The sequence below is a fragment of the Thermaerobacter sp. FW80 genome (genome assembly GCF_004634385.1).
In the GTDB taxonomy this organism is placed as follows: Bacteria; Bacillota; Sulfobacillia; order Thermaerobacterales; family Thermaerobacteraceae; genus Thermaerobacter; species Thermaerobacter composti.
On record NZ_CP037895.1, the window covers coordinates 458,814 to 483,969 of the forward strand.

Consider the following 25,156-nt stretch of genomic DNA (forward strand, 5'->3'; position numbering starts at 1 on the left):
ATTCCGCACGCTAGGACGCGTTCTCATGGAACTGCTGCAAACCCTGGTCCTCTCCCTGCTGCTGGCCCTGGCGATCCGCGCCTTCGTGGCCGAGTCCTTCGTCGTGCAGGGGCACTCCATGGAGCCCACCCTCCACCACGGCGAGCGCGTGCTGGTGGTGAAGCTGGGCATCCGCTGGCGGGAACCCCAGCCGGGGGAGATCGTGGTCTTCCGCCCGCCCCAGCAGCCGGGCGGCGAGTACATCAAGCGGGTGATCGCCGGCCCCGGCTCCGTCGTCGCCCTGGACGACGGCCGCGTGATCCGCGACGGCGTGGTCCTGGAGGAGCCCTACGTGGTGTACGACGACCGGTCGGACCTGCCGCCCCTGGAGGTGCCGCCGGGGACCGTGTTCGTGCTCGGGGACAACCGCCCCAGCAGCTACGACAGCCGTTCCTTCGGCCCCGTGCCGGTGGACCGGCTGGACGGCCGGGCGGTGCTGGTCTTCTGGCCGCTGGGGCGCATCCGCTGGTTGCGTTGACGGCCTCGCGCGGGTCGCGTCGTCGAGTGGACCGCGCATGGCGTCGACCGCGCGGACGAACGCGGCACCGCTCAGCCGAAGCGGGGCGGCCCCCCACCCAGGCGCCGGCGCCGCTCCGGCGGCCGGGCGCCCAGGGTCGCGCCGGCCAGGGCCAGCAGCAGCCCCGCGATCCACGCGGGCTGGGAGCCAAGCAGCGCCAGCAGGAGCGCCGGGGCCGTGGGCGCGGCACCGGTCGCCGGGTCGACGCGGACGATGCCGCGCACGGCGGCCAGGAGGGCCAACGCCGCCACCCCCGCCCACACCACGGCAACGGGGATCCGCAGCCAGGCACTCCGGCCGTCCATCCACCGGCCCCAACCCATGGCCAGGATGCCGTACGCCCCGGTCGCCCCCAACAGGGCCACCGCCAAGGCCGGCCAGGCCAGCTGCGGGAAGGCCTCGCCGCCCTGGCGAACCACCGGCTCCAGCACGGCGCGGGTCGCGGCCAGCCCCGCAAGCCAGACCACCACCGACAACACCAAGCGGAGGATCGCCGCCACGTCCTCCCTCCTCCCGGCTGCCTCATTCCCCGCCGCGAGCGGCCACTCCTCCTGTCACTGCCTGGAACCGCAGAGCTGGAACCGCAGAGCCCCTCTCTGCCATGTCCGCCCGGGCCCCGGTCATACCGCCCCGCGAGTCCGCCGCCACGAAGAGTGCCCCGTCTGCCATGTCCGCCCGAGCCCCTGCATAGCATGGCTACGACGGCCGTCGACCCGGCCGCCGGTACGGGGGCGGCCGTCGGCCGGTGCCGTCCGACCGACCGCGGGCTGGTCGCCGCGAGGGCCGTGGGGGCCGCGACCGGGAACGGCGACGCCACAGCCCTCGCAGCCCCGAAGGAGGGATCTCCGTGGCACCGTACGGCCCACCCGCTCCCATCGCTGAAGACCCTCGGGCGCCCGACCCCGCCGTCCCGGCCGGAACCCGCGGGGCCGCCCTGCGCCCGCCGGGGCCGCGCAGCGCGGACGGCGGGAGCCGGCGCCCGGTGCCCCTCGCTTCCGCCGTCCCCTCCCCCCGCGGCGACGCGGCAGGCGAGGCCCTACCCCTGGTCCTCGTCCCCTTGGCGGATCGCTCCCGGGCGAGGACATCGGAGCGACGGAAGGCGCCCGCTGCGGATTGGGGGTGGTTCGCCGCCGCCGGCGCGGTCCTGACGGTGGTCGGGCTCTACCTCAGCCTCGCCGCCGCAGTGCGCGACCCGGGCGCCCCGCCCTCCCGGCATCCGTTGCTGGCCGTTGGGGCGGCCCTGCCCGCCGCGGGGCTCGGGCTGCTGGCGGTGCGGTGGGCGGCCCAAGCCGTCGCGGGCCGCCTGTCCCACCGCAGCGAAGCCCCCGCGGCGTCGGGACGGCCCAGCCGTCCCGACGCCGCACCCTGCGGCCGCGACGCTGAACCCGGCCGTCCCGACGCCGCACCCGCCCGCCCCAGAGCGGCGCCCGGCGGCACGCGCCGGTTCGTCCTGGCGGGGATCGGCCTCGCCGGCTACGGCCTGGCCGCGTCCGCGTGGCTCGGCGGGAGTGGCTCCGCCCCGCTGCCGGCCCTGGGCACGGAGCTGTGGACGCTGCCCGGGCTCGGGGTGCTGATGGCCGCCGTCCTCGCCGCCCTGATCGCGGGTGACGTCGCCGCCCCGCCGGGCACCGACGACCCCTGGCGCGCGGTCCAGCGCTGGACCTGCCACGGCGCCGCCCTGGCGCTCGGCCTGGCCGCCCTCGCCCCGTGGGAGTTCGCCGCCCTGCCCGCGGACCATCCCGTCCACCGCCTGCCGCCGACGGCCTTCGTCCTGGGGTCGGTGGTCCTCTCCGCCTGGGTCCTGGCCCATGCCGCGTCGTCGGCCCGTCGACCGGCCGACGCACCGGCGGCCGCCGCGTCCTACGCCGTGCTCCGCACCGGCATCATGCTGGCGCTGGCCGGCAAGGCCGAGACGCCAGCCCCCGCCCAGCCCGTCATCCTGTCCAGCCTGCTCTGGCTGGTGCCGGGCGGACGCGGTGCCCTCGCCCGCCGCGCCCGCCCGCAGACGACCCTGCGCCGGTGGGGTGCCGCGGCGCGGGAGCTGGCCTTGGCCGTCGCCGTCGCGGCGTTGTTCGGGGCCGTCCACGCCGCCCTCCTCGGGCTGACCGGTCGCTGGGACGCCGGTCCCGTCCCGGCGGGTCTCCATGGGGCCGCGTCGACGCCGCTGGGGTGGGCCGCGCTCGCCGCCCTCGCCGGCCTGGCGGGCGCCGCCGCCGGCAGCTTGACGGCCGCCGTCAGCCGCTGGTGCCTCACCGCGACACCGGCCGGCGCGGACGCGACGGCGCCGCCCGCGGTGGTGACGATGCGCGCCGCGAGCCCAGGGGCCTCCCGCGCCGGCGGCAAGCCCGGCGCCGCCCCGGCCGACGGGCCAGCTGGGACCTCCGCGCCCCCGCCGGCCGGAGAGCCGTCCCCGGCCGGCCAAGCGTCCGCGGACGCCCCTGGGGATCCGTCCCGGCCGGCGTCCCTGGGGCAGGCGCCGCGGGCGCCCGTCGCCCCCGGCGGCGGGCCGCCCCGGCCCCTGCTCCCCCGGTGGGCTCCGCGCCCTGTCCTGCCCCAGCCCGCCCCTGGTGCCTCGACCGGCACCGCGGCCAGGGCCGCGCCCTCCCCGGCCCACCGGCCCACCGACGGCGCGGACGAAGCCCCCGGCGGGAGCGGCTCGGTCCAGGGGCGGAGCGGGGGTGGCGCCGTCCCCAGCCGTCGCCTCCGCCGGCGCCCCGCCCGTCGGTCCGGTGCGGCCCGCGACCGGGGATCCGCTGCCGCAGGCGGGGGTGCAGACACGGCCGGTTCCCCGACCGCGCCCGCATCCCCTCCGCCGACCGCGCCAGCCGCACCGCTGACGCCGGTCGCGCCGGCTGCACCGGTCGCGCCAGCTGCATCGGTAGCGCCGCCTGCACCGGTCGCGCCAGCCGAACGGGACGCCGTCCGTTCGCCTGCGCCGCCCAGCGCACCACCCGTGCCGGCCGACATCGGCTCGCCACCGTCCCCGACCGCGCCACCCGCGCCGACCGGCGCCCGTTCGTCGACGCCCGCGTCCGCGCCTCCGTCGATCGCTCCGCCGGCCTGCACTTGCCCACCGCCCCCGCCGCCGGCGACGGCGTCCGGCGCCCCGAGCCTCGGGCGGGTGGTGCGACCCACCTGGGCGGGCTGGAAGACCGCCTTCGCTGCCCGCGGCGCCGGGGCATCGGCCCCTCGCCGTCCCGAGCCGTCCGGCAGGGCGGGCGGCCCCCACGCCGCCCGCGGCGACGCCCGCGGCGGCGAGCGAAGCCCGCGCCCCTTCGGGGCTGCCGCCACCGGGCGGCCGGTTCTTCCCGGACGAACCGGCCCCTCGCCTGCGCGGCCGCGGCACCCAGGCTGACGTCCTGCGAGCCCGCGCCCGCCCCCGGGTGCGAAGCGCACTGGCGCGACCCGCCGCGGCGGGCGGGGGAGGAGCCGCCCGCCCCCGCCCCGCCCCCAGGCGCGGGGCCCGGGCGCCAACCCCGGTGCGGCCCCCTCGGCGCGGCGGGGAGGTGCATCCTCACCGGGTGCCGGGCGCTGCGGCGGGCCCTGCGCAGCCGCGAGCGACAGCCGGTGACCGTCGTCGGCATCCCTCGACGCGCGCCTGCCCCTTTCGCCAGCCATCGCCCCTGCAGCCCGCGTCCTTTCGTCCCGTTTCGAACGAGGATCGCCGGGGTGGAAGGGGAATCCAAGGTCGGTGGGACAAGGTCGCAGCGAGGAGGGATCCCCGATGGAACGTCGGCCCGGACGCTCCCGATGCCGCCGCCTCGCTCCGTGGGTCGCCCTGGCGGTGGCCGCGTGGGCGGTGGCCGGCTGGTCCGCCCTGGCTCCCGCGGGCGCCGCCCTGGCGGCCGCAGGCGACGACGGCGTCGGTCAGGGCCCTGGCCCCCGCACCCCGGCGGTCACGGCGGCCGGCCCCGCCGACCCCGAACCGGTGGACGTCGGCCCGCAGATCCGTCACAAGCTCTTCCCGGTCCAGCGTAAGGGCGCGGTGGTCGGCGTCGAGCCCCAGGGGGGCCTGCGGGCGCGCGCCGCCTCCGCCGCGTACGAGCCGGTGCCCGGCACGCGCCGGACCTTCTTCACCCTCGACTACGCCCGCGGGGTCTACGTGCCCACGGTGTTCACCCTGCGCGGCGTGAGCGAGCACGCCGAGGTGTGGGTCGCCGACGACCTGGCCTTCCCGGCGGGCGACCCGCGCAACGACCGGGTCCAGGTCACCGACGAGCAGGTCGCCTACCTGCTGGACGAGTACGAGGACAACATCCGCCCCAAGGAGGAGGCCTTCTTCGGCCCGTGGGACGTCCACGACGGATCCCAGGCGCTGCTGGCCGAATGGGGCTACGTGCCGCCCGGCTACTACACGTCCGCCGACGGCAAGGCCCGGGACATCATCCTGGTGGAGAACGTCAAGGACGAGAACTACTTCGACCCGACCTACCCCTCCTACGTGGCCGGGTTTTACTCCTCGGCCTACGAGGCGTACATGGACCGCAACATCGTGACCCTGGACGCCTTCGACTGGGCCCAGCGCCTCGGCCCCGACGACGCCCCCTGGCGCCGCGATCCGGCCACCGGCCGACCCCACCTCTATGAGGCCACCCTGGCCCACGAGCTCCAGCACCTGATCCACGACGACTACGACAGCGACGAGGACACGTGGGTCAACGAGGGCATCTCGGACTTCGCCGAGTTCCTGGTCGGCTACGGGCATCCCGACAGCCACGTGGACTGGTTCCTGGACAACCCGGAGAACTCGCTGACCGCCTGGGGCGACCAGGGCGATCGCCAGATCCTGGCGGACTACGGCGTCGCCTACCTCTTCCAGCTGTACCTGCACGACCGGTTCGGCCCCGAGGTGATCCGCCGCCTGGTGGCCCACCCCGCCAACGGCAGCCGGGGCGTGGACGCGGTGCTGGCCGAACTGGGCGTCCGGGATCGCTTCCCCTCCCTCTACCGGGACTTCCAGGTGGCGATCCTGGCCGCGGGCCGCGAGCGCGCCGCGGACCGCTACGCCTTCGCGAGCATCGACCTCCGGCGGTTCGGCAGCCACGGCGGGGTCAACCTGGATGCGGCCACCTACGGCGACGGCGTCGTGGCGGGCTGGGCCACCGACGTCGCCGCCACCTGGAGCCGCACCGACGGCCGCGCCACGCGGGTGGCGTTCAACGGCGACGACTACCTGCCCATCCCGTGGACGGCGGTGACGGCGCCCGCCGGGGGCGACGGCGACGCCCTCTGGAGCGGCTCGGGTGACCTGCTCGACCACTGGCTGGTGCTCTCCCTGGACCTGCGGCAGGCCTCCGGCAGCACCTTGCGCTTCGACCACCTGTACGACATCGAGACCGGGTGGGACTACGGCTTCGTGCAGGTCTCCACCGACGGCGGCGCCACCTGGACCAGCCTGGCCAACGCCAACACCACCGACGTGGTCGATCCCAACGCCCATCCGCGGGTGCGGGAGAACCTGCCCGGCTTCACCGGTTCGTCCGGCGGGTGGCGCCACGAGACCTTCGACCTCTCGGCCTACGACGGCCGGCGGGTCCTCCTGGCCTTCCGCTACGTCACCGACTGGGCGGTGGCCGGCAACGACGACGACCCGAGCAACGACGGCTGGTTCATCGACAACGTGACCGTCCAGGCGGGGGATCGGGTGATCGCCGGGCCGTTCGACGGCAGCAGCCTGGAGGGCTTCCTAAGCCTCGGCGAGGCCACCGGCCAGCCGGTCCAGTACCTGGTCACCGTAGTCGACCTCGAGCGCAACGGCAAGGTGCAGGCCCGGGACTTCCGCCTCCGGAGCAAGCCCGGGCAGGAGGACCTGAACGCCTTGCAGGCCACGCTGGGTCGGGGCAACGCCGAGCGCCAGCTGGTGCTGGTCACCCACCTGACCCCCGATGACTCCGGCACCGCGGTCCACTACCAGCTGGAGCTGGGATCCCCCGGACGCCGGCCCGGGAGCGATCGGGGCCACGGCGGCGGCCGGCGCTGATCGCCAAGCCCACCCTCCCGGGCGCCAAGCCGCCCGGGCCGGAACGCGTCATGTCGCCATGTCGCCCCGCGGCGGGGCACGCCGGTGCACACCGGTGTGCCCCGCCGCCTTCCTGCGTCCCGGTGGCGCATGGTCGCCCTGGCCCAGCGGGACGCCGCGCCAGCGGTCCCCATGGCGGCGGGCCGCCTTCGTCCGACCACGGCTCGAACGCTATAAAAGGAAGACGATGGGCAAGGACGCGGAGGCACCCAACCGAACCGGTCCCCGCCCGCGCGACCGCGCGGCCGTCCGAGCCCAGGTCCCGGGCTGGCTGCCCGTGGTCGACGTGGCCCGGGGCTTGAGCGTCAGCCTGGTGGTGCTCGGCCACACGACGCTCCCCGCTTGGCTCAACGGGCCGCTGAGCACCGTCCGGTTGCCCTTCCTGTTCTTCATCTCTGGTTACCTGTTCAACTGGGATCGCTACCGCGAGCGACCCCTGCGCCTCGTGCGGCAACGGGCGCGGCGGCTGTTGATCCCGTATGCCACGGCGGGCCTGCTCACCTTCGTGTTCTGGCTCCTGGTGCGGCGGCCCCTGGAGCCGGCGGCCGCCGCCATCCCCTGGCATCGGCCGGTGTGGGGCTGGCTCTATGGCAGCAGCCACGCCGACTGGATGGCCTTCAACCTGCCGCTGTGGTATCTGCCGGCCTCCTTCTGCGGCCAGCTGTCGTTCTGGCTGCTGCTGCGCGCCGTCAGCGGGCGTCCTCCGGCGGTGCAGGCCGTCGCGGCGCTGGGGGCGGGCGTCGCGGGGGTGCTGATCGGGCAGCGCGTGCACCTGCCCTGGGCGGCGGACGTGGCCCTGGCGGCCCAGCCCTTCTTCTGGGCGGGATGGTTCCTCCGGCAGGCGGCCCGGCGCGACTGGCTCGAGCACCCCGCTGCCCTGGTCGCGGCCCTGGGGGTCTGGGCAGCGGCCCTGGCCCTCAACGGTCCCGTGGCGGTGAACACCCGCGCCTACGGCGAGCCGCTGTGGTTCTACCTCGGCGGTTGGGCGGCCTGCCTCGTCGCCGTGCGGCTGGCGAGGGCACTGGCCGCGTGGCCCCTCCCGCGGGCCGTCTTCGGCTACCTGGGGCGGCACTCCATGGTGGTGCTGGGCTTCCACGTGGGCCTGGCGTTCCCGCTCCTGTCCCTGCTGCTGCACGTCGCCGTGGGCGACCCGCGGCTCGACCTCTGGGGCGTCTACTGGCTGGGGGGCCTCGCCATGACGGCGGTGCTGGCGAAGCTGGCCGAGCGCTTCCCCCGGCTGGCGCTCTGGCTCGAGGGGGTGCCCGCCTTCCCCAGCGGATCCCGCAGCCCCCAGCCGTCGGCCGGCGGCGACAAGGCACCCCATCGCGTCACGGCCTAGCCGGCCCGGCCCGATCGACCCGTCTAACGACCCGTCTCGGTCACGGCGCACCGCGTCACCGCCGGCCCACCCGGGCCACGGCCGAGCCCCGGCTCACGCCCTGGTCGCTCCGGCTCAGGCCCTGGCCGCTCGGGTCACGGCGTGGCCGCCCCGTTCACAGCCGCGCCGCCTGGGTCACAGCCGCGCCGCCTCCGTGACGCGCCGCCTGGGTCACGAGCTGGCCGCCTCCCGCCAGCGCGCCGCGGAGGCCTGCAGCGCCTCCTCGTCGTCGAGCTCCAGCACCACGGGGCCCCGGAAGCCTGCGCCCCGTAGCACCGCCACCAGCGCCCGCAGCGGCAGGTGGCCTGCGCCCAGGGGCAGGTGGGCCCGCCCCAGCCTGCCCGCCCCCGCCCCCGGCTCCGGCGGCGTTCGTCCCGCGGTCGGCGGGCCGGGCTGGACTGCCATCGGCGGCGCCGCGCGCGCCGGGACCGGCGGGGGCACGGCGTCGTGGAGGTGCACGCCGCGCAGCCGAGGCCCCACGCGGGCGCACAGGACCAGGGGGTCGTCGCCGTTGCTGATGGCGTGGCCGACGTCCAGGCAGACGGCGACCCCGGCCTCCCGGCAAACCGCCTCGAAGAGCGGCCACGGCACGCCCTCCAGGTTCTCCAGGGCGACGGCGGCGGCGCCCTCGGGCGGAGCCTCCGCCAGGATCCGCCGGAGCGCCGCCACCAGGCGCGCGGCCAGCTGGTCCAACAGGGCGGGCCGGTCGGCCGCAGGGGTGGCCTGCACCAGCGCTTGGGTGGCGTGGTTCGCGGGATGGACGGCGGCCAGCTGGGGCCGCAGGGGCGCGGTGGCCCGGAGCGCGGTGACCACGGAGGTCACGCTGCCCTCCCACACGGCGGCATCCAGCGCGGTCAGGTCGGGCCATGCGTAGGGCAGGTGGACCGTGGCCGCCAGCCCCTCGGCCGCCAGGATCGCCGCCGCCTCGGCCCAGGGGGCGGGGACCGCGTAGCGCGGGTCCAGCACGCAGGCGTCGGCGTGGAACTCCAGGGCCTCGGCGCCTTGCGCCCGGCGGCGCCGGGCTTCGTCGCGCAACGCCTGGAGGAAGCGATCCGGATCCTCGGGCCGGTGGTGACGGCGCCACAGCGAACGGCATGGCAGGGAAAGCGGCGGCGTCGCTGGAGCGGACGAACCCGGCCCGCCGGGTCCGGCGCCGTCGCCTTGCCCGTGGATGGGGCCCGGCACGGGCATCTCCCCCAAAGCTCCGGTTACACGCCTCCTGCCGCCCCGGGACGAGGGCCCACGACCCGCCCGGCCCGGGGCCAGCCCGATCCCGGCTCCGGCCGCCGGGCGTCGGTGCGCCGAGCCACCGGCGGCGGGGCGACGGCGCGACGAAACGAAGAGGGGCCGAGTCAGCCTGTAAGCCGGGTTCTGTCGAGGGTGATCATCTATCTGGGGCACCCGGTTGCCCGGGGCCTCGAGCGGCCAACCCGAGGGCTCAGCGGGCCACCTCATCGCCCTCCTACTCGGCCTTGCTGCCGGTGGGGTTTGCCTAGCCGGCCAGTCGCCTGGCCGCTGGTGCGCTCTTACCGCACCGTTTCACCCTTACCGGCGGCCGGCCGCCGCGCGGCGCGACGCCGCGCGCGCCGACCCGCCGGCGGTATGTTTCTGTGGCACTTTCCCGGGGGTCGCCCCCGCTGGGCGTTACCCAGCACCGTGCCCTGCGCAGCCCGGACTTTCCTCGGACGCGGCCTTGCGGCCCTGCGCCCGCGATCACCCGGCTGACTCGACCCACACAAACCGGTTGGAGTTGTAGCGGGATGACCACCGCCATTCTACGGATCCGGACCGCCGCGCTCAAGGTGGCCCCGCGCCAGCTCCGTCGGGACGAACCAGCCGCCGGATCCCGTCCCCGCCGCGCCCGCCCCCGTGCCCGTCGGCCCTATCCGGGCGCGGCCCCCTGGTCGATGCCGCGGTTGGCGAGCCGGTCGGCCTCCCGGTTGCGCTCCCGCGGCACGTGGATGAAGCGCACGGCGTCGAAGCACGCGGCCAGCTCCCGCACCCGGTGGTAGAGGGGCTTGAGCCCCTCGTGCTTGACGCGGTACTCGCCGTTGAGCTGACGCACCATGAGCTCGCTGTCGGAGTACACGTCGAGGCGGCGCGCGCCGCGCGCCAGCGCCCGCTCGAGGCCGGCGATCAGCGCCGTGTACTCCGCCACGTTGTTGGTGGCCGTGCCGATGTAGCGCGCCAGCTGCTCCGCCACCTGGCCATGGGGATCGATGAGGACGACGCCGATGCCGGCCGGCCCCGGGTTTCCCCGCGCCGCGCCGTCCGTGTGCAGTCGCCACGGGCCCTCGCCCACACGCAACCCTCCTCGCCCGTCCCTGCCCGTCCTCGGTGCGGCCCGCCCCCTGGTGCGTCCCGCGCTAGTTCGGCGCGGGCGTCGCGTCGGCCACCCCCGCCAGCCGCCCCACCTCGCGGAGGAAGGCGAGCCATGCCGCCGCGCGCCGGCGAGACGCCACCGCCCGTTGCGTCGAACCTGGGTTCATCTGCAGGGCGCGCCGCCACAGTCGACCGAGCTCGTCCAACCATCGCGCCAGCTGCGGGTGCGGCCCGCCCCGCTCCGCGACCAGCAGGGCAGGGCCGACGCGCGCCACCGCCTCCCGCGGGTCCACGCCGCTGCGGCGCGCCAGGGCGGCCAGCGCCAGGGCCGCCGCCGAGGTGGCGCCGTCCCACAGCCAGACGAACGCAGGTTCGTCCGAGATGTCGAACCAAGCCTCTGCCGGTGCAGGCTCCCCCTTCGGGTGCGGGGACGCTGCCGCCCCGCCGCCCGTCGGTCCCCCTCCCTCGCCCGGCGGCGGCACGCCGCGGCCGACGACCCGGCCGCGGATGACCACGTAGGTGTGGCGCCCCTCGGTGACCAACCCCTCGCCCTCGAGCGCGATCCAGAGGGTCCATCGGCCAGGCGGCGCCGGGGGATGCCCGGCCCCGCTGTCGCGGCCGGCGGGACCGGCGGTTGGCGCCGGGGAGGCTGCCCGGGGGATCGCTGCCAGCGCCGGCAGGCGCAGGGCGTCGGCGCCGCGCGTCGGCTGGAGGACGATCCGGGTGCCGGGGAGGAGCCGCGGCGCGCCGTCCCGCAGGATGGCGGCGATGGTCTTGCCGTGGAGTCCGGCGACGACCACGGCGTCGGCCTCGCCGGGCGCCAGGGGCTCGAGCCCCGCCCCCTGGCGGAGTTCGACCGCCCCCTCGACGCCGGCTGCCCGCACCACGCGGCGGGCGGCCTCCAGGGGCGCGCGGCGCAGGTCGGTAGCGATGGCGCGTTGCGCCTGGCCCCGCAGGATCGCCGCCGCGGGCAGGTAGCCGTGGTCCGTGCCGACGTCGGCCAGCACCCGGGCGCGGCCGACGGCCGCCAGGACCGCCTCCAGGCGCGGTCCCAGCCGGTCCCATCGGCGCCGCCCGGTGGTCGGGTTCACCGTCTACACGACCCCGCTCCCATGGTTTGTCGGCCGCCTCGGCATCCCGCTTCCCGGCCCCCCTTCCGTCGCGCGACGGGCGGACCCGACGCGTCGGAGGCGGCCCGGTGCGACGCGTCCCGCTCCGCGGCTTGCCCACGGCGTGCCGCGCCCGCCCGTAAGGGGGCATGCCGCGCCCTCGGATCGCCGGCGCGCCGGGCGCCCGTCGGGGGTGGCAGGCACCGGGCAATCCGGGCCTTCGAGGAGCCCCTGGACCCCGCCTGCTTCTGCCATGTCGCCCATGCCGCAGCGCCTTCCTTGCCGCTGCCGAGCCGCCGCTGCTATCATGGGCACGCAAGGGGCGAACCCGCAAAGGGGGCTTTCCCATGAAGGTCACCGTCCCGATCCCCGTGCGCAAGGTGTACGAGATCAAGGGCCCCAAGCGCGTCAAGGAGATCCTGGACGAACTCGGCCTGCCCTACGAGTCGGTGATCGTGATCTACGAGAAGCGGCTCTTGACGCCGGATGCGCGGGTGCCGGACGACGCCGAGATCGAGGTGCGGCCGGCCATCTCGGGTGGGGGCCGCTGAGGGGACGCCGTCGGGCGGCGCCGGCGGCGGATGCATCGCCGGCGTCGCACGGGCCGACTTCGTCACCGGCTCCGTCGCCCTTCGCGGGGTCGGACGGGTCGGCGCGAGCGCCGCGGCCGCGAGCCGCGGTGGCTCCCACCGGGTCCCGCCGTAGGCTCTGACTGGCGGCCGGCCGTTCCGGCCCGTTCCGGTCCGTCCCGACCCGTTCCCGCCGCCGGGGAAAGGAGGTGGCGTCGATGAAGTGCACCAAGTGCGGCGAACAGGCGGTGGTGCCGATCCGCCGGCACAACGCCGCCTTCTGCACCGAGCACTTCTTCGAGTACTTCGACAACCAGGTCCAGCGGGCCATCAAAGAGCACCGCATGTTCACCCACGACGACAAGATCCTGGTGGCGGTCTCCGGCGGCAAGGACAGCCTAGCCATCTGGGACGTGCTGCTGCGCCTCGGGTACGAGGCCCATGGCCTGTACATCGACCTGGGCATCGGGGAGTACTCCAAGCGCTCCACGGAGAAGGTGCGCAAGTTCGCGGAGGAGCGCGACGCGGTCCTCCGCATCGTCTCGGTGGAGGAGGAGTACGGCCTGGGCACCACCGAGCTGGCGCGCAAGGCCGGCCGTCCCGCCTGCTCGGCGTGCGGCCTGAACAAGCGGTACATCTTCAACCGCGAGGCCCTGGAGGGCGGCTACGACGTCCTGGTCACCGGGCACAACCTGGACGACGAGGCGGCCACCCTGCTGGGCAACGTGCTGCACTGGAACACCGGGTACCTGGCGCGGCAGTCGCCGGTGCTGGAGGCCACCGCGCCCAATCTGGTGAAGAAGGTCAAGCCCCTGTACCGGCTGACGGAACGCGAGATCGCCTCCTACGCGGTGCTGCGGGGCATCGACTACATCGTCGAGGAGTGCCCCATGGCCAAGGGCGCCAAATCCATCCAGTACAAGCACATCCTCAACCAGCTGGAGGAGCTGTCCCCGGGCGCCAAGGCGCGCTTCCTCTTCGGGTTCCTCGAGCATGGGCGACCGCACTTCCAGGAGGAGCGCGAACGGGTCGAGGTCCGGCCGTGCCGGGTGTGCGGCCAGCCTACGACCGCCGAGGTATGCGCCCACTGCCGCATGCTCCAGCGGGTCGGGGTGGCGGTGGCCGGCGACTGAGGACCGGCCCGGCGCCCCGAAGGCCGTGGGCCGGCCCGGTGCGCGAAGGCCTGCGCGGCGCGCTCCCATGCCGGCATCGGGTGCAAACCCGACCGCGAGTCCCATCGGGCGGAACCGTCGCCTGGCGCCTCGGTCGACGCGCGAGGCGCCTTTTTCGTGCGGGGCCCTCGCCGCGATGGCGGTGGGCCCTCTTCGTCCTTGCCCGTCCTTGCCCTCCGTCTGGCCGTCCGAGCCGGAGGGCGCGGCGCCCGCCTCGCGGTCGCCGACGGGGTCGCCCCCGGCAGGCGGGGCACCCTATGCGCGGGGGTGAGTCCGATGCCCCGCACGGGGGAGGAACCCGGCCCGGGCGTCTACACCTGCACGCGGTGCGGCCAGACGGTGCGGTTGGACGACGCCGGGGATCGCCTGCCGCCGTGCCCCGATTGCCGCAACACCGAGTTCGTCCGCGCAGGGACGGACCCGGCGGCGGCCGGGGTCAGCGCCCGCGTCGCCCCCTCGGAGCGGGAGGAGGAGGAGACCGGCCGCGCCCCGCGCCGTTGAGCACCCAGTCGGCCGTGTGCAATGCAAGGGGCCGGCAGGCCAAGCCTGCCGGCCCCTTGGTGGGCGGGACGAGGATGGAGCGGGAGACGGGAATCGAACCCGCGGCCTTCACCTTGGGAGGGTGACGCTCTACCACTGAGCTACTCCCGCGTGTTGAGCTCCTTCCGCATGTCCCGAGACACCGTCTTCGGTCCTCGGTCGCCCGGGTGCGTCGGCTCACCTGGAACAATCCCCTGCATCGACCGGCTGGCGGCCGGCACCCGGAGCGGCGCCCATCTCGTCGCGGCGCAGCCCTAATCATAGCGCAGGCCCCGACGAAAGGCAACCCGGCGCGATCACTCGACTGCATCAAGCTTCGGTAGGCGTCAGCCCGGTCCACGGTCTTGTCATGCCACGAAAAGGACCGCCAGATGGCGGAGCGCCCGGACCCACTCGCGGTCAGCGTGGGGCCCGTGCAGCGCCGGGATCCGTGCCCGAAGCCGCGTCCTCAATCCGCTGCGTTGAGAGGCTGGTCCCGGACAACCGACCTTACGGGATGGATACCAGGTGGTGGCGCCCCCCCCCCCCCCCCGGGTCGCCGAATGCCGCCTGCAGATCGAGGCCCGGGTCGACCGGTGGTATCCCCTTGGAGACGCGGCGTGGATCGTGGTGGTCGAGGCGGTGCGAGTCCACGCCCATCCGGAGATCGTCGCAGGGCCACATCACATCGACCCGCGGGCCTGGCGACCGCTGATCTACAATTTCCGGCACTACTTCGAGCTGGGGCGGGAACTGGGCCGCACCTTCCGCGCCGACACGCCGGGCCGGTGCGCCGGCGCAGAAGGGGGTGCAGGCCGGGAACCGGGTGGCGCTGCCCCGGGTCCCCGTCCGACCGCCCTGAGAGCGCGGCCGCCCGGCTGCCCGGCGTCGTAGGAGCCCAGCCCGCTGGCGTCGTAGGATGACCACGGCGGTACCAACCGGTCGAAGGAGGCCTCCAGATTGAGCGAGCCGGTCGTCGACGTGCTCTGGACGGCAGACGAGGCCGAGCGCCACGCCTTCGCGCCCGGCGAGGCAGCAGCCTTCCTGGACATCTTGCGCGCCACCACCACGATGACCGCCGCCCTGGCCGCGGGGGCCCGCGCCGTCGTGGCCGTGGCCGATCCCGCCAAGGCCCTCGTGTTGCGGGAACGCCTCACGCCCGCCCCCCTCCTGGCCGGGGAGGAGCGGATGGAACGCCGGCCGGGGTTCGATCTCGGGAACTCCCCTCGCGAGTTCACCGCCGAGCGGGTCACGGGCCGCACCCTGGTGATGTGCACCACCAACGGTACCCGGGCCGCCGTCGCATCCCTGCGCGGTGGGTGTCGCCGGCTGTTCGCCGCGTCGCTGCGCAACCGGGCGGCCACCGCCCGCGCGTTGCTGGCCGACCCCAGCGTCGACCGGATCACCCTGATCTGCGCGGGCACCCACGGCCGCTTCTCCCTGGACGACGCCATCGGCGCCGGGGCGGTGATCGAGGCGCTGATCGGCGCTCCCGGCAGCGCAACCCACCGACCCGAGCCGACCGCCCCGTCCGGGGCGGCGGTGACACCCCCGGCGGCCGCCCGCCCGCCGACCGGCCCCCGACCGTGCCGCCTCTCCGACGCCGCCGTCGCCGCCCTGCAGCTCTGGCAGACCGCACGGCCCCGGCTGGCCGAGGCCCTGGCCGGCTGCCGGCACGGGCGCCTGCTGGTAGAGGCGGGGTTCGCGGCCGACCTCCCGGTGGCCGCCGCCGTGGACGCCGCGGATTTCGCCATCGCCTGGCAGCCCGCGCCCGACATGCCGGAGGATGTCGGCGGCGGCTGGTTCGTCCCGACGCATTTCCCGGGAAATCGACGGACCGGCGATCGCTGACCGCCGTCGCGGGGCGGGCGCGTCCGGCCGCGGAAAGGCTGACACGCATCCCCCAGGGCACCGGACCCGGCCGCCAGGGTCACCCGGGCGGCATCGGGGCCGACGGCGGGATCGCTGGCGTCCGCAGGCCGCGCGCCCCTCCCCGGCTCCCCGACGGCCGCACCCCGGGCTCCCTCGGCGGAACCGTCCAGGTGGCAAGGCGGTCCGCGCTGCATGACCCGGGGGCCCGAGCGCGGTGGGGGGCTGCCGGTGGGGCTGCCGGTGCCCTCGGGCGCGGGCCGTCAGCTGTCCCCCAAGGCCCGGTCCAGCTCCCGCAGCCAGCGGATCTCGTCGGCGTACTCCAGCTCGCGGTCCACCGGCGTCTCCAGCAACATGGGCAGCGCTCGCAGGCGGGGGTGCCGGAGCAGGTTGGCGAATCCCTCCCGCCCGATGGCCCCTTGCCCGACCTTCTCGTGGCGGTCGCGCCGGCTGCCGCACGGGAACTTGCTGTCGTTGACATGGAGGGCCCGGACCCGCCCCCACCCCACCGCGCGGTCCACGTCGTCCACCAGCCGATCGACGGCGGCGGGGTCGCGCCAGTCGTAGCCGGCCGCGAAGAGATGACAGGTGTCCAGGCAGACGCCAACCCGCTCCGGCCACCCCAACCCGTCCAGGATCGCGCGGAGCTCCTCCAGCCGGCCGCCGATCTCGGTGCCCTGACCCGACATGGTCTCCAAGAGCAGCCAGGGGGCGCCGGGTTCGTCCAACAGGGGGAGCACCGGCTCGATGGCGGCGACGACGCGGCGGATCCCGTCGGCGGGATCCCCCTCCACATAGCTGCCGGGGTGGGTCACGGCGGCATCCGCCCCCACCCAGCGGCAGCGTTCCAGGTCTTCCTGCAGGACCCGGCGGGCGAACGCATAGGCCTGGGCCTTGGGCGAGGCGAGGTTGACCGTGTACGGGATGTGGGCGATCACGAAGCGCAGGCCCACCGCGTCCCGCTGCCGCAGCCACTCGGCGCGCTCCGCCTCGTCCACCTGGCGCTGGGCCCCGCCCCGGGGATTGCGCGGGAAGAACTGCAGCGCGTTGGCCGCCACCTGGGATGCCACCCGCGCCGCCGTCGGGAAGCCCTTGGCGACGGAGAGGTGGCATCCCACCACCAGCGGCGAATGGGTGGGCGCGGCGCCACCGCTGGCCGCGCCGGCCGTGGGGGACGGGGTCTGCGGGTCCGCTCCGGCAATGCCCTGTTCGATCAAGGATGGCGCCTCCTCCCGGGCGGCCGCCCGCGCGAAGGTCGGCCCCGGCGACCGCGGTGGGTCTGGGACCCGGACGCCGGGGCCACAGGTCCGGCGCCGTGCCGGGCGGCGGGCGGCGTGCGTCGCGCGGTACCCTGCCTACGGTGGCCTTCGGTGCGTTCCGTTGGCTGCACCTCGCCGACAGGGGGCAGGGGCCCTATCGGCACGTCTACGGCGCCGGGACCCGGGGCCCGGCCCCGGCCTGGGCCAGGGCGTCGATCTCCGCCGCCACCCTGCGCTCCGCCTCGGACCATCCGCTGAGCGCCGCCGTGGCGGCGGCCACCAGGCCCTGGCGCAGCCGGGCGTAGTCGGCGGCGCCGATCTTGCCCACGCGGTAGTCGTACTCCAGCTCGGCCAGCTCGGCCATCACCCGGGCGCGCACCGACGCCATGGCCGGGCGCGGCCACAGCGAGAACAGCGTCCCCGCCACCAGCAGGTAGCCCCCGACCCAGACCCAGGCCACCATGGGGTTGAGGTAGAACTCGAAGCCGGCGGTCTCCCCCTCCCAGCCGCCCAGGACCACGTAGAGGTCGCGGCTCCACGAGGTGAGCATGGCCACCTCCGGCGTGGCCCCCATGGTCTCGGCGAACGCTGGGTAGAACCGGCGTTCGGGTTGCAGCCGCCCGACCACCTGTCCGTCCCGGGAGACCGTGAGGTCGGCGTACACGGCCGGGACGCCTTCGGAGATCCGCTCGCCCAGGCCGTGGTACGTGATGGTGAACCCGCCCATGGTGTAGCTCTCGCCCGGCGCGAGGCCCACCGCCTGGACCTGCTGGTAGCCGTACATGCCCGTCAGGCCGATCATCACTAGGACCACGCCCAGGTGGACCACGTAGCCGCCGTAGCGGCGCGGGTTGCGGTTGAGCATCTGCCAGAAGCCGCGGAGGGAGCGGTCGCCGGTGGCCGCGACCCGCGCGGCGTAGGCCGCCGCCACGTCCGCCAGGGTGGCCGTGGCGACGAAGAAGGCGATGGCGAACCCGGCCACGATGGGGGCCTCGCGCAGCCCCAAGGCGAACAGCGCCACCGCCAGGGCCAGCGCGCCCAGGGTCGGCAGCGCCAGCATCTGGCGCACCCGCGGCCACGAGGCCCGCCGCCAGGCGAGCACCGGCGCCACGCCCATCAGGACCATCATGGCGAAGAACAGCGGGACGCCGACCCAGTTGAAGAAGGGCGGCCCCACCGACACCTGGACCCCGAAGAGCGGCGTCACCAGCGGCAGGATCGTGCCCCAGAAGACGGCGAAGGTCAGCCCCGCCAAGAGGAGGTTGTTCAGGAGGAACCCGGTCTCCTTGGAAAACGCCGACTCGGGCCGGCGTTCGTCGGCCAGCAGCGGCGCCCGGTCGATCAGCAGGTACGCCGTCACCGCCAGCACCAGGCCCAGGAAGCCGAGGAACCAGGGGCTGGTGGGCGAGGTGATGAAGGCGTGGACGGACGAGAGGATGCCGCTGCGGGTGATGAACGTGCCGAAGATGGTCAAGAGGAAGATGAAGACCGCCAGCCCCACGTTCCACCGCTTCAGCATGCCGCGCTTCTCCTGCACCAGCGACGAGTGGATGAAGGCGGTGGCCAGCAGCCACGGCATCAGGGCCGCGTTCTCCACCGGATCCCATGCCCAGACCCCGCCCCAGCCGAGCTCGGTGTAGGCCCACCGGGCGCCGATGAGGATGCCGATGGAGAGGAAGAGCCACGCCAGCAGCGTCCACCGCCGCGTCACCCGGATCCAGGCGTCCCCCGCGTTGCGGGTCCACAGGGCGGCCACGGCGAAGGCGAAGGGCACGGCCATGCCGACGTAGCCCAGATACAGGGTCAGGGGGTGGGAGACCATCCACGGGTTCTGCAGCAGGGGGTTCATCCCCCGTCCGTCGCTGGGCGGATCGGGCAGCACCGCGAAGGGGCTGGCCACCACCGCCACCTGCAGGGCGAAGAAGGCGGCGACGCCGCCCAGGGTGCCCAGGGCGTAGGGCAGCAAGGTGGGCACGGCCTGCCGCGCCGTGAACGCGACGGCCGCGGTGTAGCCGCTCAACAGCCACAGCCAGAACAGCAGCGAGCCCTCCTGACCGGACCAGAGGGCGCTGATCTTGTACGGGATCGGCATGTACCGGCTCGACTGGCTGGCGACGTAGCGGAAGGAGAAGTCGTCGGTGAAGAGGGCGTGGACCAGGATCGCGACGGCGACGGTGACGGCGCCGAACAGGGCGGCCGCCAGCCACCGGGCGGGCGGCAGGAAGCGCAGCCGCCAGCGGTAGCGCCCTTCGAGGGGCGCCCACGCCGCCAGCGCCACGGCCAGCCCCAGGGCGAGCACCGTCGAGGCATGTCCCACCTGGGCCATCGGGTTCGACCTCACCGCCCCTTCCTGGGTGTCGACACCGGGTGTCGGCCGTCACATCCACCGGCGGACCTCGTCATCCAGGGGCGCCGCGGGCGCCCGCTCGTCGTGGGAAGCGGCCTCGCCCGTCCTCGCCGTCCGGTCCAGCCGGCCGTCGTCCGGGGGGCCTGGGGGGAGGGGGCGCCGCGGACGGCCGGTTCGTCCCTGCTGGCGACCGCGGCCGGCCGGGAAGGCACATCCGGGGGGCTGGCCGCCGCGGGGGCCGCGCCGGCCGACAGCCCACCGAGGTCCGGCCGGCGGCCGCGCCACCACCAGACCAGCACGCCGGCGCCGGCGGCGACGGCCAGGAAGGGGCCGGCCCAACCGAGAAGATACCAGCCGTGGCGGGGCGGCATGTACACCACCCAGGCGCCGTAGCGGTCGGCGAAGGTCTGGAGGATCTCGTCCCGGCTGCGGCCCTGGGCCAGCATCCGGCGGATCTCCTGGCGCATCTGGAGGGCGACCGCCGAGTTGGAGTCGGCCACGGACTGGCCCTCGCACACGGGGCAGCGCAGCGCCCGTTCCAGGGACCGCGCCTCCCGCTCCAGGGGATCCGCTTGCCCCAGGTGCCACGCCAGCCACGGCGCCAGGACCAGCGTGGCCGCCAGGACGACGATCCACGGCCAGGACGGGCGCGACACGGTCCTCACCCCGCCCACCAATGTAACCTAGCCCCGCGCCTCCCGCCACCGGCCTCGGCCCGATGGCGGCCCACGGTCGTGGCGCCCCCGCCCAACGGGGGCGACGGGCGGCATGGGGCGGACGGCACGGGAACCCTCCCAGGTGCGGGGCCCCCGGGCGGGGCGGCCGGCCCAGGGGGCCGGCGGTACTCGCCTCCGGCTCCCGGGGAGCGCCAGCCTGTGGTGGTGGGCACGGTGGTGGTACAAGGTGGAAGGGGCCGGGAAGGAGCGGGATGTCACCCGACGATGGGCCGCGACGGAGACCGATCCCAGCCGGGCCAGGGGTCCGGACACCCGGGGGTAGGGGCCGACGCCCCGCGTCGTCCGCTATCACCGGCCAGACGGGCGCCGTCCCCGCCCGGGAGTCACCCGGGGGTGGGGGCCGGCGCCCCGCGTCGACCGGGGCGCCGGCTGGCGGCGGCCGCGCTGGCCTGGCTCGGGCGCCTTCCCGCCAGCCGCCCTGCCACGGCGCTGCTGGTCCTGGTCAACGCCGTGGGCTCCATCTGGGGGTTCTGGTGGTATCGCGACCAGCTCCTCGCCACCCCGGCGTGGCAGTGGCCCGTGGTCCCCGACTCGCCCACGGCCTCGACCCTCTTCACGATGGTGCTGGTGCTGCAGCTGGCGCGTCGGCCCGTCCCGGCCCTGGCTTCCTGGGCCTACCTGGTGATGATCAAGTACGGCCTCTGGACGGTGGTGGTCCTGGGCGGCTACGCGCTGCGGGCGGGCTTCGTCGACGGCGAGGCCGCACTGCTCATCGCCTCCCACGCCGGCATGGCCCTCGAGGCGCTGCTCTACCTCCGCGCCTACCCCGGTTCGCTGCGCGGAGTGGGGGCGGCCACGGCGTGGAGCCTGTTCAACGACGCCGTCGACTACCTGGCCGGGTTGCATCCCACGCTGCCCGGCCCCGAGGTGTGGGGGCTGGCGGCCGCCTCTGCGCCCCTGCTCACCGGACTGGGCGCCGCCGCCGTGCTTCACGGGGCCCGACGGGCCCGGCCGGCGGGGCCCTGAGGCCGGCGCTCGGCCGCCGAGCGGCGGCCCGCTGGTGGGCGCGGTGGCGCGCTGGCGTGTGGGCGGCCCTCCGGTGGGCGCGATGGCGCGTCGGCGCGTGGGCGGCCCGCCGGCGCGCGCGGTGGCGCCGTCGGCGTGTGGGCGGCCCGCCGCTGGGCCGGCCGCGGCACGCTGGCGCGGGGGCGGCCTCGTGGCGGGCGGGCGGCGGTACGCCCATGCCCTGCCCCTGCCCGCGCCCCGCGCCACCGCCACCTCCTGGGACCACCGCCTGGGCCTTGCCGCCCGCCCCGGCATGGCGAGGGCCGGCAGCCGCCGGCTGCCGGCCCTCGCCCGGCACCCTCCCCGGGATGTGCCTCATCGCACCAGCGGCAAGGGTCCGCGGCGGACCCCGGCCCTCCGTTGGCGTGCGTGGCGCCAGGCCTGCGCCCACCCCCCACCGTCGTCCGCATGGCCTGCCCGCCGCCACGCCCCGCCCGTCGACCCGCCACCGCGCCCGGCACCCCGTCCCTTGGCCCGCCACCAATAGCCAAAGCCCATGCCCCGCCGGCACGCCCCCTGGCACGCCACCACGCCACAGGCACCCCATGGCCCGCCGGCGCGCCCCATGGGGTGAGGCCGTCTCACCGGGCGAAGACGTGGTTGCCGATCCTGGCGGTCACCTCGAGGGCGCAGAGGAACCCGCCGCCCCCCTCGCCGCAGCGCTGCCGCGCCGGGTTGTAGAAGTAGAGCGCCCCGTTGGACGGATCCCGGCCGGCCAGGGCGTCCCGGGCCGCCCGCAGGGCGGCGGAACTCGGCCGGATCTGCGGGATCCGCTCCGCCGCCGTCGGGAATTGACCCGGCTGGTAGATCACGGCCCGGACGGAGTCCGGGAACCGCGGGCTCCGAACCCGGTTGAGGATCACCGCCGCGACGGCCACCTTCCCCTCATACGGCTCGCCACCGGCCTCGATCTGGACGATGCGGGCCAGCAGCTGCAGCTCGTCGAGCCGGACGGCGACGCGGTCGGCGGCGGTGCGACGGCCGGCCGAGGCGGTGCGCGCCGAGGCCCGACGGGCTTCCGCCTTGGGGGCGGCGGCCCGTGCAGCCGCCTCCGCCTTGCGGACGGCCTGCCGCCGAGCCTGCTCGCGTTGGCGCGCAGCCTCCCGACGGCGGGCCTCCTCCTGCTGACGCAACCGCGCCAGCCGCTCCCGTCGCGCCCGTTCCTCCCACCGCGCCGTCCACATCCGCCGGCCCAGGGCGAGCTTGTGGCGGCGCTCCACCTCGGCCGCCCGCAGCGCCGCCCGGCTCTCCGCCGCCTCGCGGTGGACCTCGGCCCGCTGCTCCACCGACGGCACCGGCGCCGCCGGCCCGTGGGCCTGCACGTCGTGGCGCGGCGCCACGGCGGTGAAGGCCCAGAGCAGCATGCCCGTCCACACGCCTGCCTGCAACAGCTTCGCCGGTCGTGCATCCGCGCGTGGGTCGCTGTGGCTCATGGCGCGGTGATAGTAACAGATGTGTAACAGAAATGCAAGAGGCGGGTGTCGCAATCGTTACACCCGGGCGGTGGGCGTCCGTCCTCGGGCGGGAGTTTGCAGGATTGTTGCGCGTTCCGTTACGGGACGATGACAGCCCCCGAGGACGGCCGCCGGCCGGTCACGAGGGCTGCCAGCCTGCGGGGAGGCCCAGCATGGCCCGGAACGCGTCGGCCAACTCGGCCGGCGCCGCCAGCAGGACGTACTTGGCCTGCTCGCGGAAGTTGCGGGCGATGTTGGGGGCCAGCACCGAGACCTCGGGATCGGCGGTGGTGTAGACGCGGTCGCCCGCCACCACGGGCACCTCGAAGAAGAGCTCCTTGCCGCCGCCGACGATGTCCACCAGCAGGTGGTGCTCCTCCACGGGCCGCGCCAGGCGGCGCGCCAGGGCGCGACAGGCGTCGCGGGACCACGCCTCCCGCTCCCAGTAGCCCGCTCGCACCAGGTCGCGGATCTCCGTGCCGTACTCGCCCGCCAGGGCGCGGGGGTAGCTGAGGCGGGCCACCCGCTTGTACAGCCGGCGGCCGGCGCCCGTCAGGCGCTCCACGAGGTCGCGGGTGACCGGGTGGGGCACGCCCCGGAGGAGGGCCAGGGCCTGCTCGTCATCGAGGTCGATGAAGTCGTCGATGGCGAAGGCACCAGCCCGCAGGGCCTCGGTCAGCGCCCTGCGCAGCATGGCGGCGGCGATGCGTCCCGTGTGGTGCCAGTAGACGTCCCGGTACATGATGTAGGACGCGAAGATCAGGGTCTCCACGGCGGAGATGCCCTTGGGCGTCACCCCGACCCCCATGCCGTCGGGCGTCCAGCACACCGCGTCCAGCAGCCGCTGGTAGTCGATGCCGCGCCCGTACGGGACGCCGATGTGCTCGCTGTCGCGGGCCAGATAGTCCAGCCGATCCGGGTTGATGGGACCCGCCAGCAGGTTGGCCAGGCGCGCCGTGGCCGCGTCGCCCGGGGCCGGTTCCTCCCGGATCACCTGGCAGACGCGGGCCGGATCGACCCCCCAGAGGTCGGTCAGGATCTGGCGGATCTCCGGGTTCTCGCGGATGATGGCCGCACCCCGCTCCTCGTGGCGGGGGAGCCGGCCGGCCAGCACCGGGTCGTCGTCGGGGATCTCCTCGATGGTGTGGGAGAAGGGGTAGTGCCCCACGTCGTGCAGCAGCGCCGCCACCAGGAAGGTCGCCACGTCGTCGGGCGTGAGGAGGTCACCGCCCCTCCCCTCCCCGGGTGCGTCGGCGCCGTCCGCCCCTCCCGGCGCGTCGGGCACGTCGTCGCCACCCCGCCCGGTGCGCCGCGATCGCGTCAGCAGGGCCAGCACGAGCCGCCGCGCCATCTCGTAGGTCCCGAGGGAGTGCTCGAAGCGGGTGTGGACGGCGCCGGGATAGACCAGATAGGACGGACCCGTCTGACGAACCCGGCGCAGCCGCTGGAAGGCCGCACTGTCCACCAGGGCTCGCAACCGGCGGGTGGTGGGGATGTTGCCGGTCACCGGGATGCGGATGGGCGGGAGCTGGCGGTCCCATCCCACCAGCTCCGGCACCTCGGCCGGATCCCACGTGATCGGCCCGGTCCGCGTCGACGCCATGACGAGATCCGTCCCCTCCTCCCCCTCGACGGGGTGGGACCGCAGCCGGTGGGGGCGCGGGCCTCCAAGGTCTAGGCCTGGGCCTGGCCCGCCGCCGCGCCGGTGCACCGGGCCCCGGCGCGGCGCCCTTGCCCGCAGTGAACGGCACGCCCGCGGCGCACGGCGCGCCCGCGGCTCGCGACATGCCGCTCCGGCCCCTCACCCCCCACCGCCGGTGCCGTCGGCTTCGCCGCCGGCCGCGCCCGCTGCCTCGGGGCCTGCCGCCGTCGCGGGGTCCGTCCCCACGCCGACCCACTCCACCCGGCCGTCGGCGTAGTGCTCTCGCTTCCAGATGGGCGCCCGCACCTTCAGCGCGTCGATGGCGTAGCGGGCGGCGGCGAAGGCATCCGGCCGGTGGGGCGCCGCGGCGGCCACCACCACGCTGGCCTCGCCGATGGCCACCGGGCCCGTGCGATGGCCGATGGCGACCCGCACGCCGGGCCAGCGGGCCTCGGCCTCCGCTCCGATGCGCGCCAGCTCCTCGGCCGCCATGGGGAGGTACGCCTCGTACTCCAGGCGCCGCGTCTCCCGCGGGCCGGTGAACCGGCGCGTGATGCCGACGAAGAGCACCACGGCCCCGTGGTCGTCCCGGGCGACGGCGCGGAACAGCTCGTCCAGCGACAGGGGCGCGGCGGTGACGAAGAAACGGCCGTCCTGGCCGGCGGTGATCCGCCCCGCCCCGCCACGGCCCGGGGCGGCGACCTCCGCGGCGCCGGGATCCGCGGCTCCGCCGCTGACCGGTGGGATCAGGGCCACCTCGTCGCCGTCACGAAGGGGCACCTCTGGATCGGCGTAGCGCCCGTTGACGGCCAGGCGACACAGCTCGAGGAGACCGCGCTGGGCCGGGTTGCGACGGGCCAGTTCGTCCCGCACCGTGGCCGCCCGGGCGCCGCCGGGCACGACCAGCTCCAGCTGCCGGGTGCCCAACCGCTCGGCGACCACGGCGAACAGGCGCACCCGCACCCGGAGCGACCGGGACGAACCGGCCGACGCGGCGCCCGGCTTCGCGGGCTGCCCCTCCCGGGCCGCCGCCCAGCCTGCGGTGGAGGACCCCGACGGCTGCGTCATCGTCCGTCCCTCCTCGCCCTCGCCGCCCCGGTCACGCCGGACGCACCGGGCGCGAGGGTTCGCCGACGCATCCCGTCCCCTCGGAGGCGGATCCCGTCGGCAGGCACACGCATCCTACGCAAAACGCGGCG

At 75.7% G+C, this 25,156-nt stretch carries 20 protein-coding genes, 1 tRNA gene and 1 other RNA gene; 10 read left to right on the top strand and 12 right to left on the bottom strand.

Translation table 11 applies throughout. The features are described 5' to 3' along the window. The first annotated feature begins 25 nt into the window (after positions 1–25). A complete protein-coding gene (gene lepB, locus E1B22_RS01875; RefSeq protein WP_135224334.1) occupies positions 26–517 on the top strand; it encodes a signal peptidase I in 492 nt (163 codons plus the stop codon). 71 nt (positions 518–588) lie between these two features. Here the strand turns inward: lepB and E1B22_RS01880 are convergent, their stop codons facing one another. Further along, positions 589–1,056 carry a hypothetical protein gene (locus tag E1B22_RS01880; RefSeq protein ID WP_135224335.1) on the bottom strand — a complete coding sequence of 156 codons (468 nt, stop codon included), beginning with the start codon at positions 1,054–1,056 and terminating at the stop codon, positions 589–591. Positions 1,057–1,538: 482 nt separating this feature from the next. Here E1B22_RS01880 and E1B22_RS12840 point away from each other — a divergent pair, with 482 nt between their 5' ends. The 3 genes from E1B22_RS12840 (at position 1,539) to E1B22_RS01895 (ending at position 7,914) form a co-directional block, all read left to right on the top strand. After that, positions 1,539–3,911, top strand: coding sequence for a hypothetical protein (locus E1B22_RS12840; RefSeq protein ID WP_207669913.1), 2,373 nt, complete (start codon positions 1,539–1,541; stop codon positions 3,909–3,911). Positions 3,912–4,280: 369 nt separating this feature from the next. Beyond that, a complete protein-coding gene (locus E1B22_RS01890) occupies positions 4,281–6,536 on the top strand; it encodes an immune inhibitor A domain-containing protein (protein ID WP_135224336.1) in 2,256 nt (751 codons plus the stop codon). Between the two features lie 226 nt (positions 6,537–6,762). Beyond that, entirely contained in the window at positions 6,763–7,914 is a 1,152-nt protein-coding gene (locus tag E1B22_RS01895; protein ID WP_167758827.1) for an acyltransferase family protein, read from the top strand. A 210-nt stretch (positions 7,915–8,124) separates the two neighbouring features. Here the strand turns inward: E1B22_RS01895 and cbiR are convergent, their stop codons facing one another. The 4 genes from cbiR to E1B22_RS01915 form a co-directional block, all read right to left on the bottom strand. After that, positions 8,125–9,144 (bottom strand): cobamide remodeling phosphodiesterase CbiR, encoded by a 1,020-nt coding sequence (cbiR, locus tag E1B22_RS01900; protein ID WP_135224338.1) that lies wholly within the window; start codon positions 9,142–9,144, stop codon positions 8,125–8,127. Between the two features lie 153 nt (positions 9,145–9,297). Continuing rightward, an RNA gene (gene rnpB / locus E1B22_RS01905) (RNase P RNA component class A) lies at positions 9,298–9,682 on the bottom strand. A 153-nt stretch (positions 9,683–9,835) separates the two neighbouring features. Further along, positions 9,836–10,255, bottom strand: coding sequence for a ribonuclease HI family protein (locus E1B22_RS01910; protein WP_243123616.1), 420 nt, complete (start codon positions 10,253–10,255; stop codon positions 9,836–9,838). A gap of 64 nt (positions 10,256–10,319) precedes the next feature. Next, the gene (locus E1B22_RS01915; protein WP_135224340.1) at positions 10,320–11,366 is read right to left on the bottom strand and encodes a class I SAM-dependent methyltransferase; all 1,047 of its coding nucleotides are present in this window, start codon (positions 11,364–11,366) and stop codon (positions 10,320–10,322) included. A gap of 365 nt (positions 11,367–11,731) precedes the next feature. Here E1B22_RS01915 and E1B22_RS01920 point away from each other — a divergent pair, with 365 nt between their 5' ends. From E1B22_RS01920 to E1B22_RS01930, 3 genes are all read left to right on the top strand, one after another. Further along, a complete protein-coding gene (locus E1B22_RS01920) occupies positions 11,732–11,935 on the top strand; it encodes a MoaD/ThiS family protein (protein ID WP_135224341.1) in 204 nt (67 codons plus the stop codon). A 236-nt stretch (positions 11,936–12,171) separates the two neighbouring features. After that, complete coding sequence (locus E1B22_RS01925; protein ID WP_135224342.1) at positions 12,172–13,086, top strand: TIGR00269 family protein; 915 nt, start codon at positions 12,172–12,174, stop codon at positions 13,084–13,086. A gap of 315 nt (positions 13,087–13,401) precedes the next feature. After that, positions 13,402–13,626, top strand: a complete 225-nt coding sequence (locus E1B22_RS01930; protein ID WP_135224343.1) for a hypothetical protein — start codon at positions 13,402–13,404, stop codon at positions 13,624–13,626. A gap of 75 nt (positions 13,627–13,701) precedes the next feature. Here the strand turns inward: E1B22_RS01930 and E1B22_RS01935 are convergent. Further along, positions 13,702–13,776: transfer RNA gene (locus E1B22_RS01935), tRNA-Gly, on the bottom strand. 396 nt (positions 13,777–14,172) lie between these two features. Between E1B22_RS01935 and E1B22_RS01940 the strand changes: the two genes are divergently transcribed. Together E1B22_RS01940 and E1B22_RS01945 are read left to right on the top strand one after the other, a co-directional pair. Then, positions 14,173–14,538 (top strand): hypothetical protein, encoded by a 366-nt coding sequence (locus E1B22_RS01940; RefSeq protein WP_135224344.1) that lies wholly within the window; start codon positions 14,173–14,175, stop codon positions 14,536–14,538. A 66-nt stretch (positions 14,539–14,604) separates the two neighbouring features. After that, positions 14,605–15,495 (top strand): 2-phosphosulfolactate phosphatase, encoded by an 891-nt coding sequence (locus E1B22_RS01945; RefSeq protein WP_135224345.1) that lies wholly within the window; start codon positions 14,605–14,607, stop codon positions 15,493–15,495. Between the two features lie 281 nt (positions 15,496–15,776). Here E1B22_RS01945 and E1B22_RS01950 read toward each other — a convergent pair whose 3' ends face one another. The 3 genes from E1B22_RS01950 to E1B22_RS01960 form a co-directional block, all read right to left on the bottom strand. After that, a complete protein-coding gene (locus E1B22_RS01950; RefSeq protein ID WP_243123618.1) occupies positions 15,777–16,730 on the bottom strand; it encodes a deoxyribonuclease IV in 954 nt (317 codons plus the stop codon). Positions 16,731–16,938: 208 nt separating this feature from the next. After that, the gene (locus E1B22_RS01955) at positions 16,939–19,098 is read right to left on the bottom strand and encodes a heme lyase CcmF/NrfE family subunit (protein WP_135224346.1); all 2,160 of its coding nucleotides are present in this window, start codon (positions 19,096–19,098) and stop codon (positions 16,939–16,941) included. Between the two features lie 11 nt (positions 19,099–19,109). Continuing rightward, positions 19,110–19,775 (bottom strand): cytochrome c-type biogenesis protein, encoded by a 666-nt coding sequence (locus E1B22_RS01960; protein ID WP_167758828.1) that lies wholly within the window; start codon positions 19,773–19,775, stop codon positions 19,110–19,112. Between the two features lie 414 nt (positions 19,776–20,189). Between E1B22_RS01960 and E1B22_RS01965 the strand changes: the two genes are divergently transcribed. Continuing rightward, positions 20,190–20,822 carry a DUF1405 domain-containing protein gene (locus tag E1B22_RS01965; protein ID WP_243123619.1) on the top strand — a complete coding sequence of 211 codons (633 nt, stop codon included), beginning with the start codon at positions 20,190–20,192 and terminating at the stop codon, positions 20,820–20,822. A 620-nt stretch (positions 20,823–21,442) separates the two neighbouring features. Here E1B22_RS01965 and E1B22_RS01970 read toward each other — a convergent pair. The 3 genes from E1B22_RS01970 to E1B22_RS01980 form a co-directional block, all read right to left on the bottom strand. Continuing rightward, complete coding sequence (locus tag E1B22_RS01970) at positions 21,443–22,249, bottom strand: cell wall hydrolase (protein WP_243123620.1); 807 nt, start codon at positions 22,247–22,249, stop codon at positions 21,443–21,445. A 205-nt stretch (positions 22,250–22,454) separates the two neighbouring features. Next, positions 22,455–23,918, bottom strand: coding sequence for an HD domain-containing protein (locus tag E1B22_RS01975; protein WP_135224350.1), 1,464 nt, complete (start codon positions 23,916–23,918; stop codon positions 22,455–22,457). 198 nt (positions 23,919–24,116) lie between these two features. Beyond that, complete coding sequence (locus E1B22_RS01980) at positions 24,117–25,025, bottom strand: molybdenum cofactor biosynthesis protein MoaE (protein WP_135224351.1); 909 nt, start codon at positions 25,023–25,025, stop codon at positions 24,117–24,119. Positions 25,026–25,156: the final 131 nt, after the last annotated feature.

What these genes read in the sequence shown, in the direction of transcription:
- E1B22_RS01925 (WP_135224342.1), top strand. Translation starts at nt 12,172, where the DNA reads ATGAAGTGCACCAAGTGCGGCGAACAGGCGGTGGTGCCGATCCGCCGG.
- E1B22_RS01890 (WP_135224336.1), top strand. Translation starts at nt 4,281, where the DNA reads ATGGAACGTCGGCCCGGACGCTCCCGATGCCGCCGCCTCGCTCCGTGG.
- E1B22_RS01975 (WP_135224350.1), bottom strand. Translation starts at nt 23,918, where the DNA reads ATGGCGTCGACGCGGACCGGGCCGATCACGTGGGATCCGGCCGAGGTG.
- E1B22_RS01895 (WP_167758827.1), top strand. Translation starts at nt 6,763, where the DNA reads ATGGGCAAGGACGCGGAGGCACCCAACCGAACCGGTCCCCGCCCGCGC.
- E1B22_RS01955 (WP_135224346.1), bottom strand. Translation starts at nt 19,098, where the DNA reads ATGGCCCAGGTGGGACATGCCTCGACGGTGCTCGCCCTGGGGCTGGCC.
- E1B22_RS01930 (WP_135224343.1), top strand. Translation starts at nt 13,402, where the DNA reads ATGCCCCGCACGGGGGAGGAACCCGGCCCGGGCGTCTACACCTGCACG.
- E1B22_RS01980 (WP_135224351.1), bottom strand. Translation starts at nt 25,025, where the DNA reads ATGACGCAGCCGTCGGGGTCCTCCACCGCAGGCTGGGCGGCGGCCCGG.
- E1B22_RS01920 (WP_135224341.1), top strand. Translation starts at nt 11,732, where the DNA reads ATGAAGGTCACCGTCCCGATCCCCGTGCGCAAGGTGTACGAGATCAAG.
- cbiR (WP_135224338.1), bottom strand. Translation starts at nt 9,144, where the DNA reads ATGCCCGTGCCGGGCCCCATCCACGGGCAAGGCGACGGCGCCGGACCC.
- lepB (WP_135224334.1), top strand. Translation starts at nt 26, where the DNA reads ATGGAACTGCTGCAAACCCTGGTCCTCTCCCTGCTGCTGGCCCTGGCG.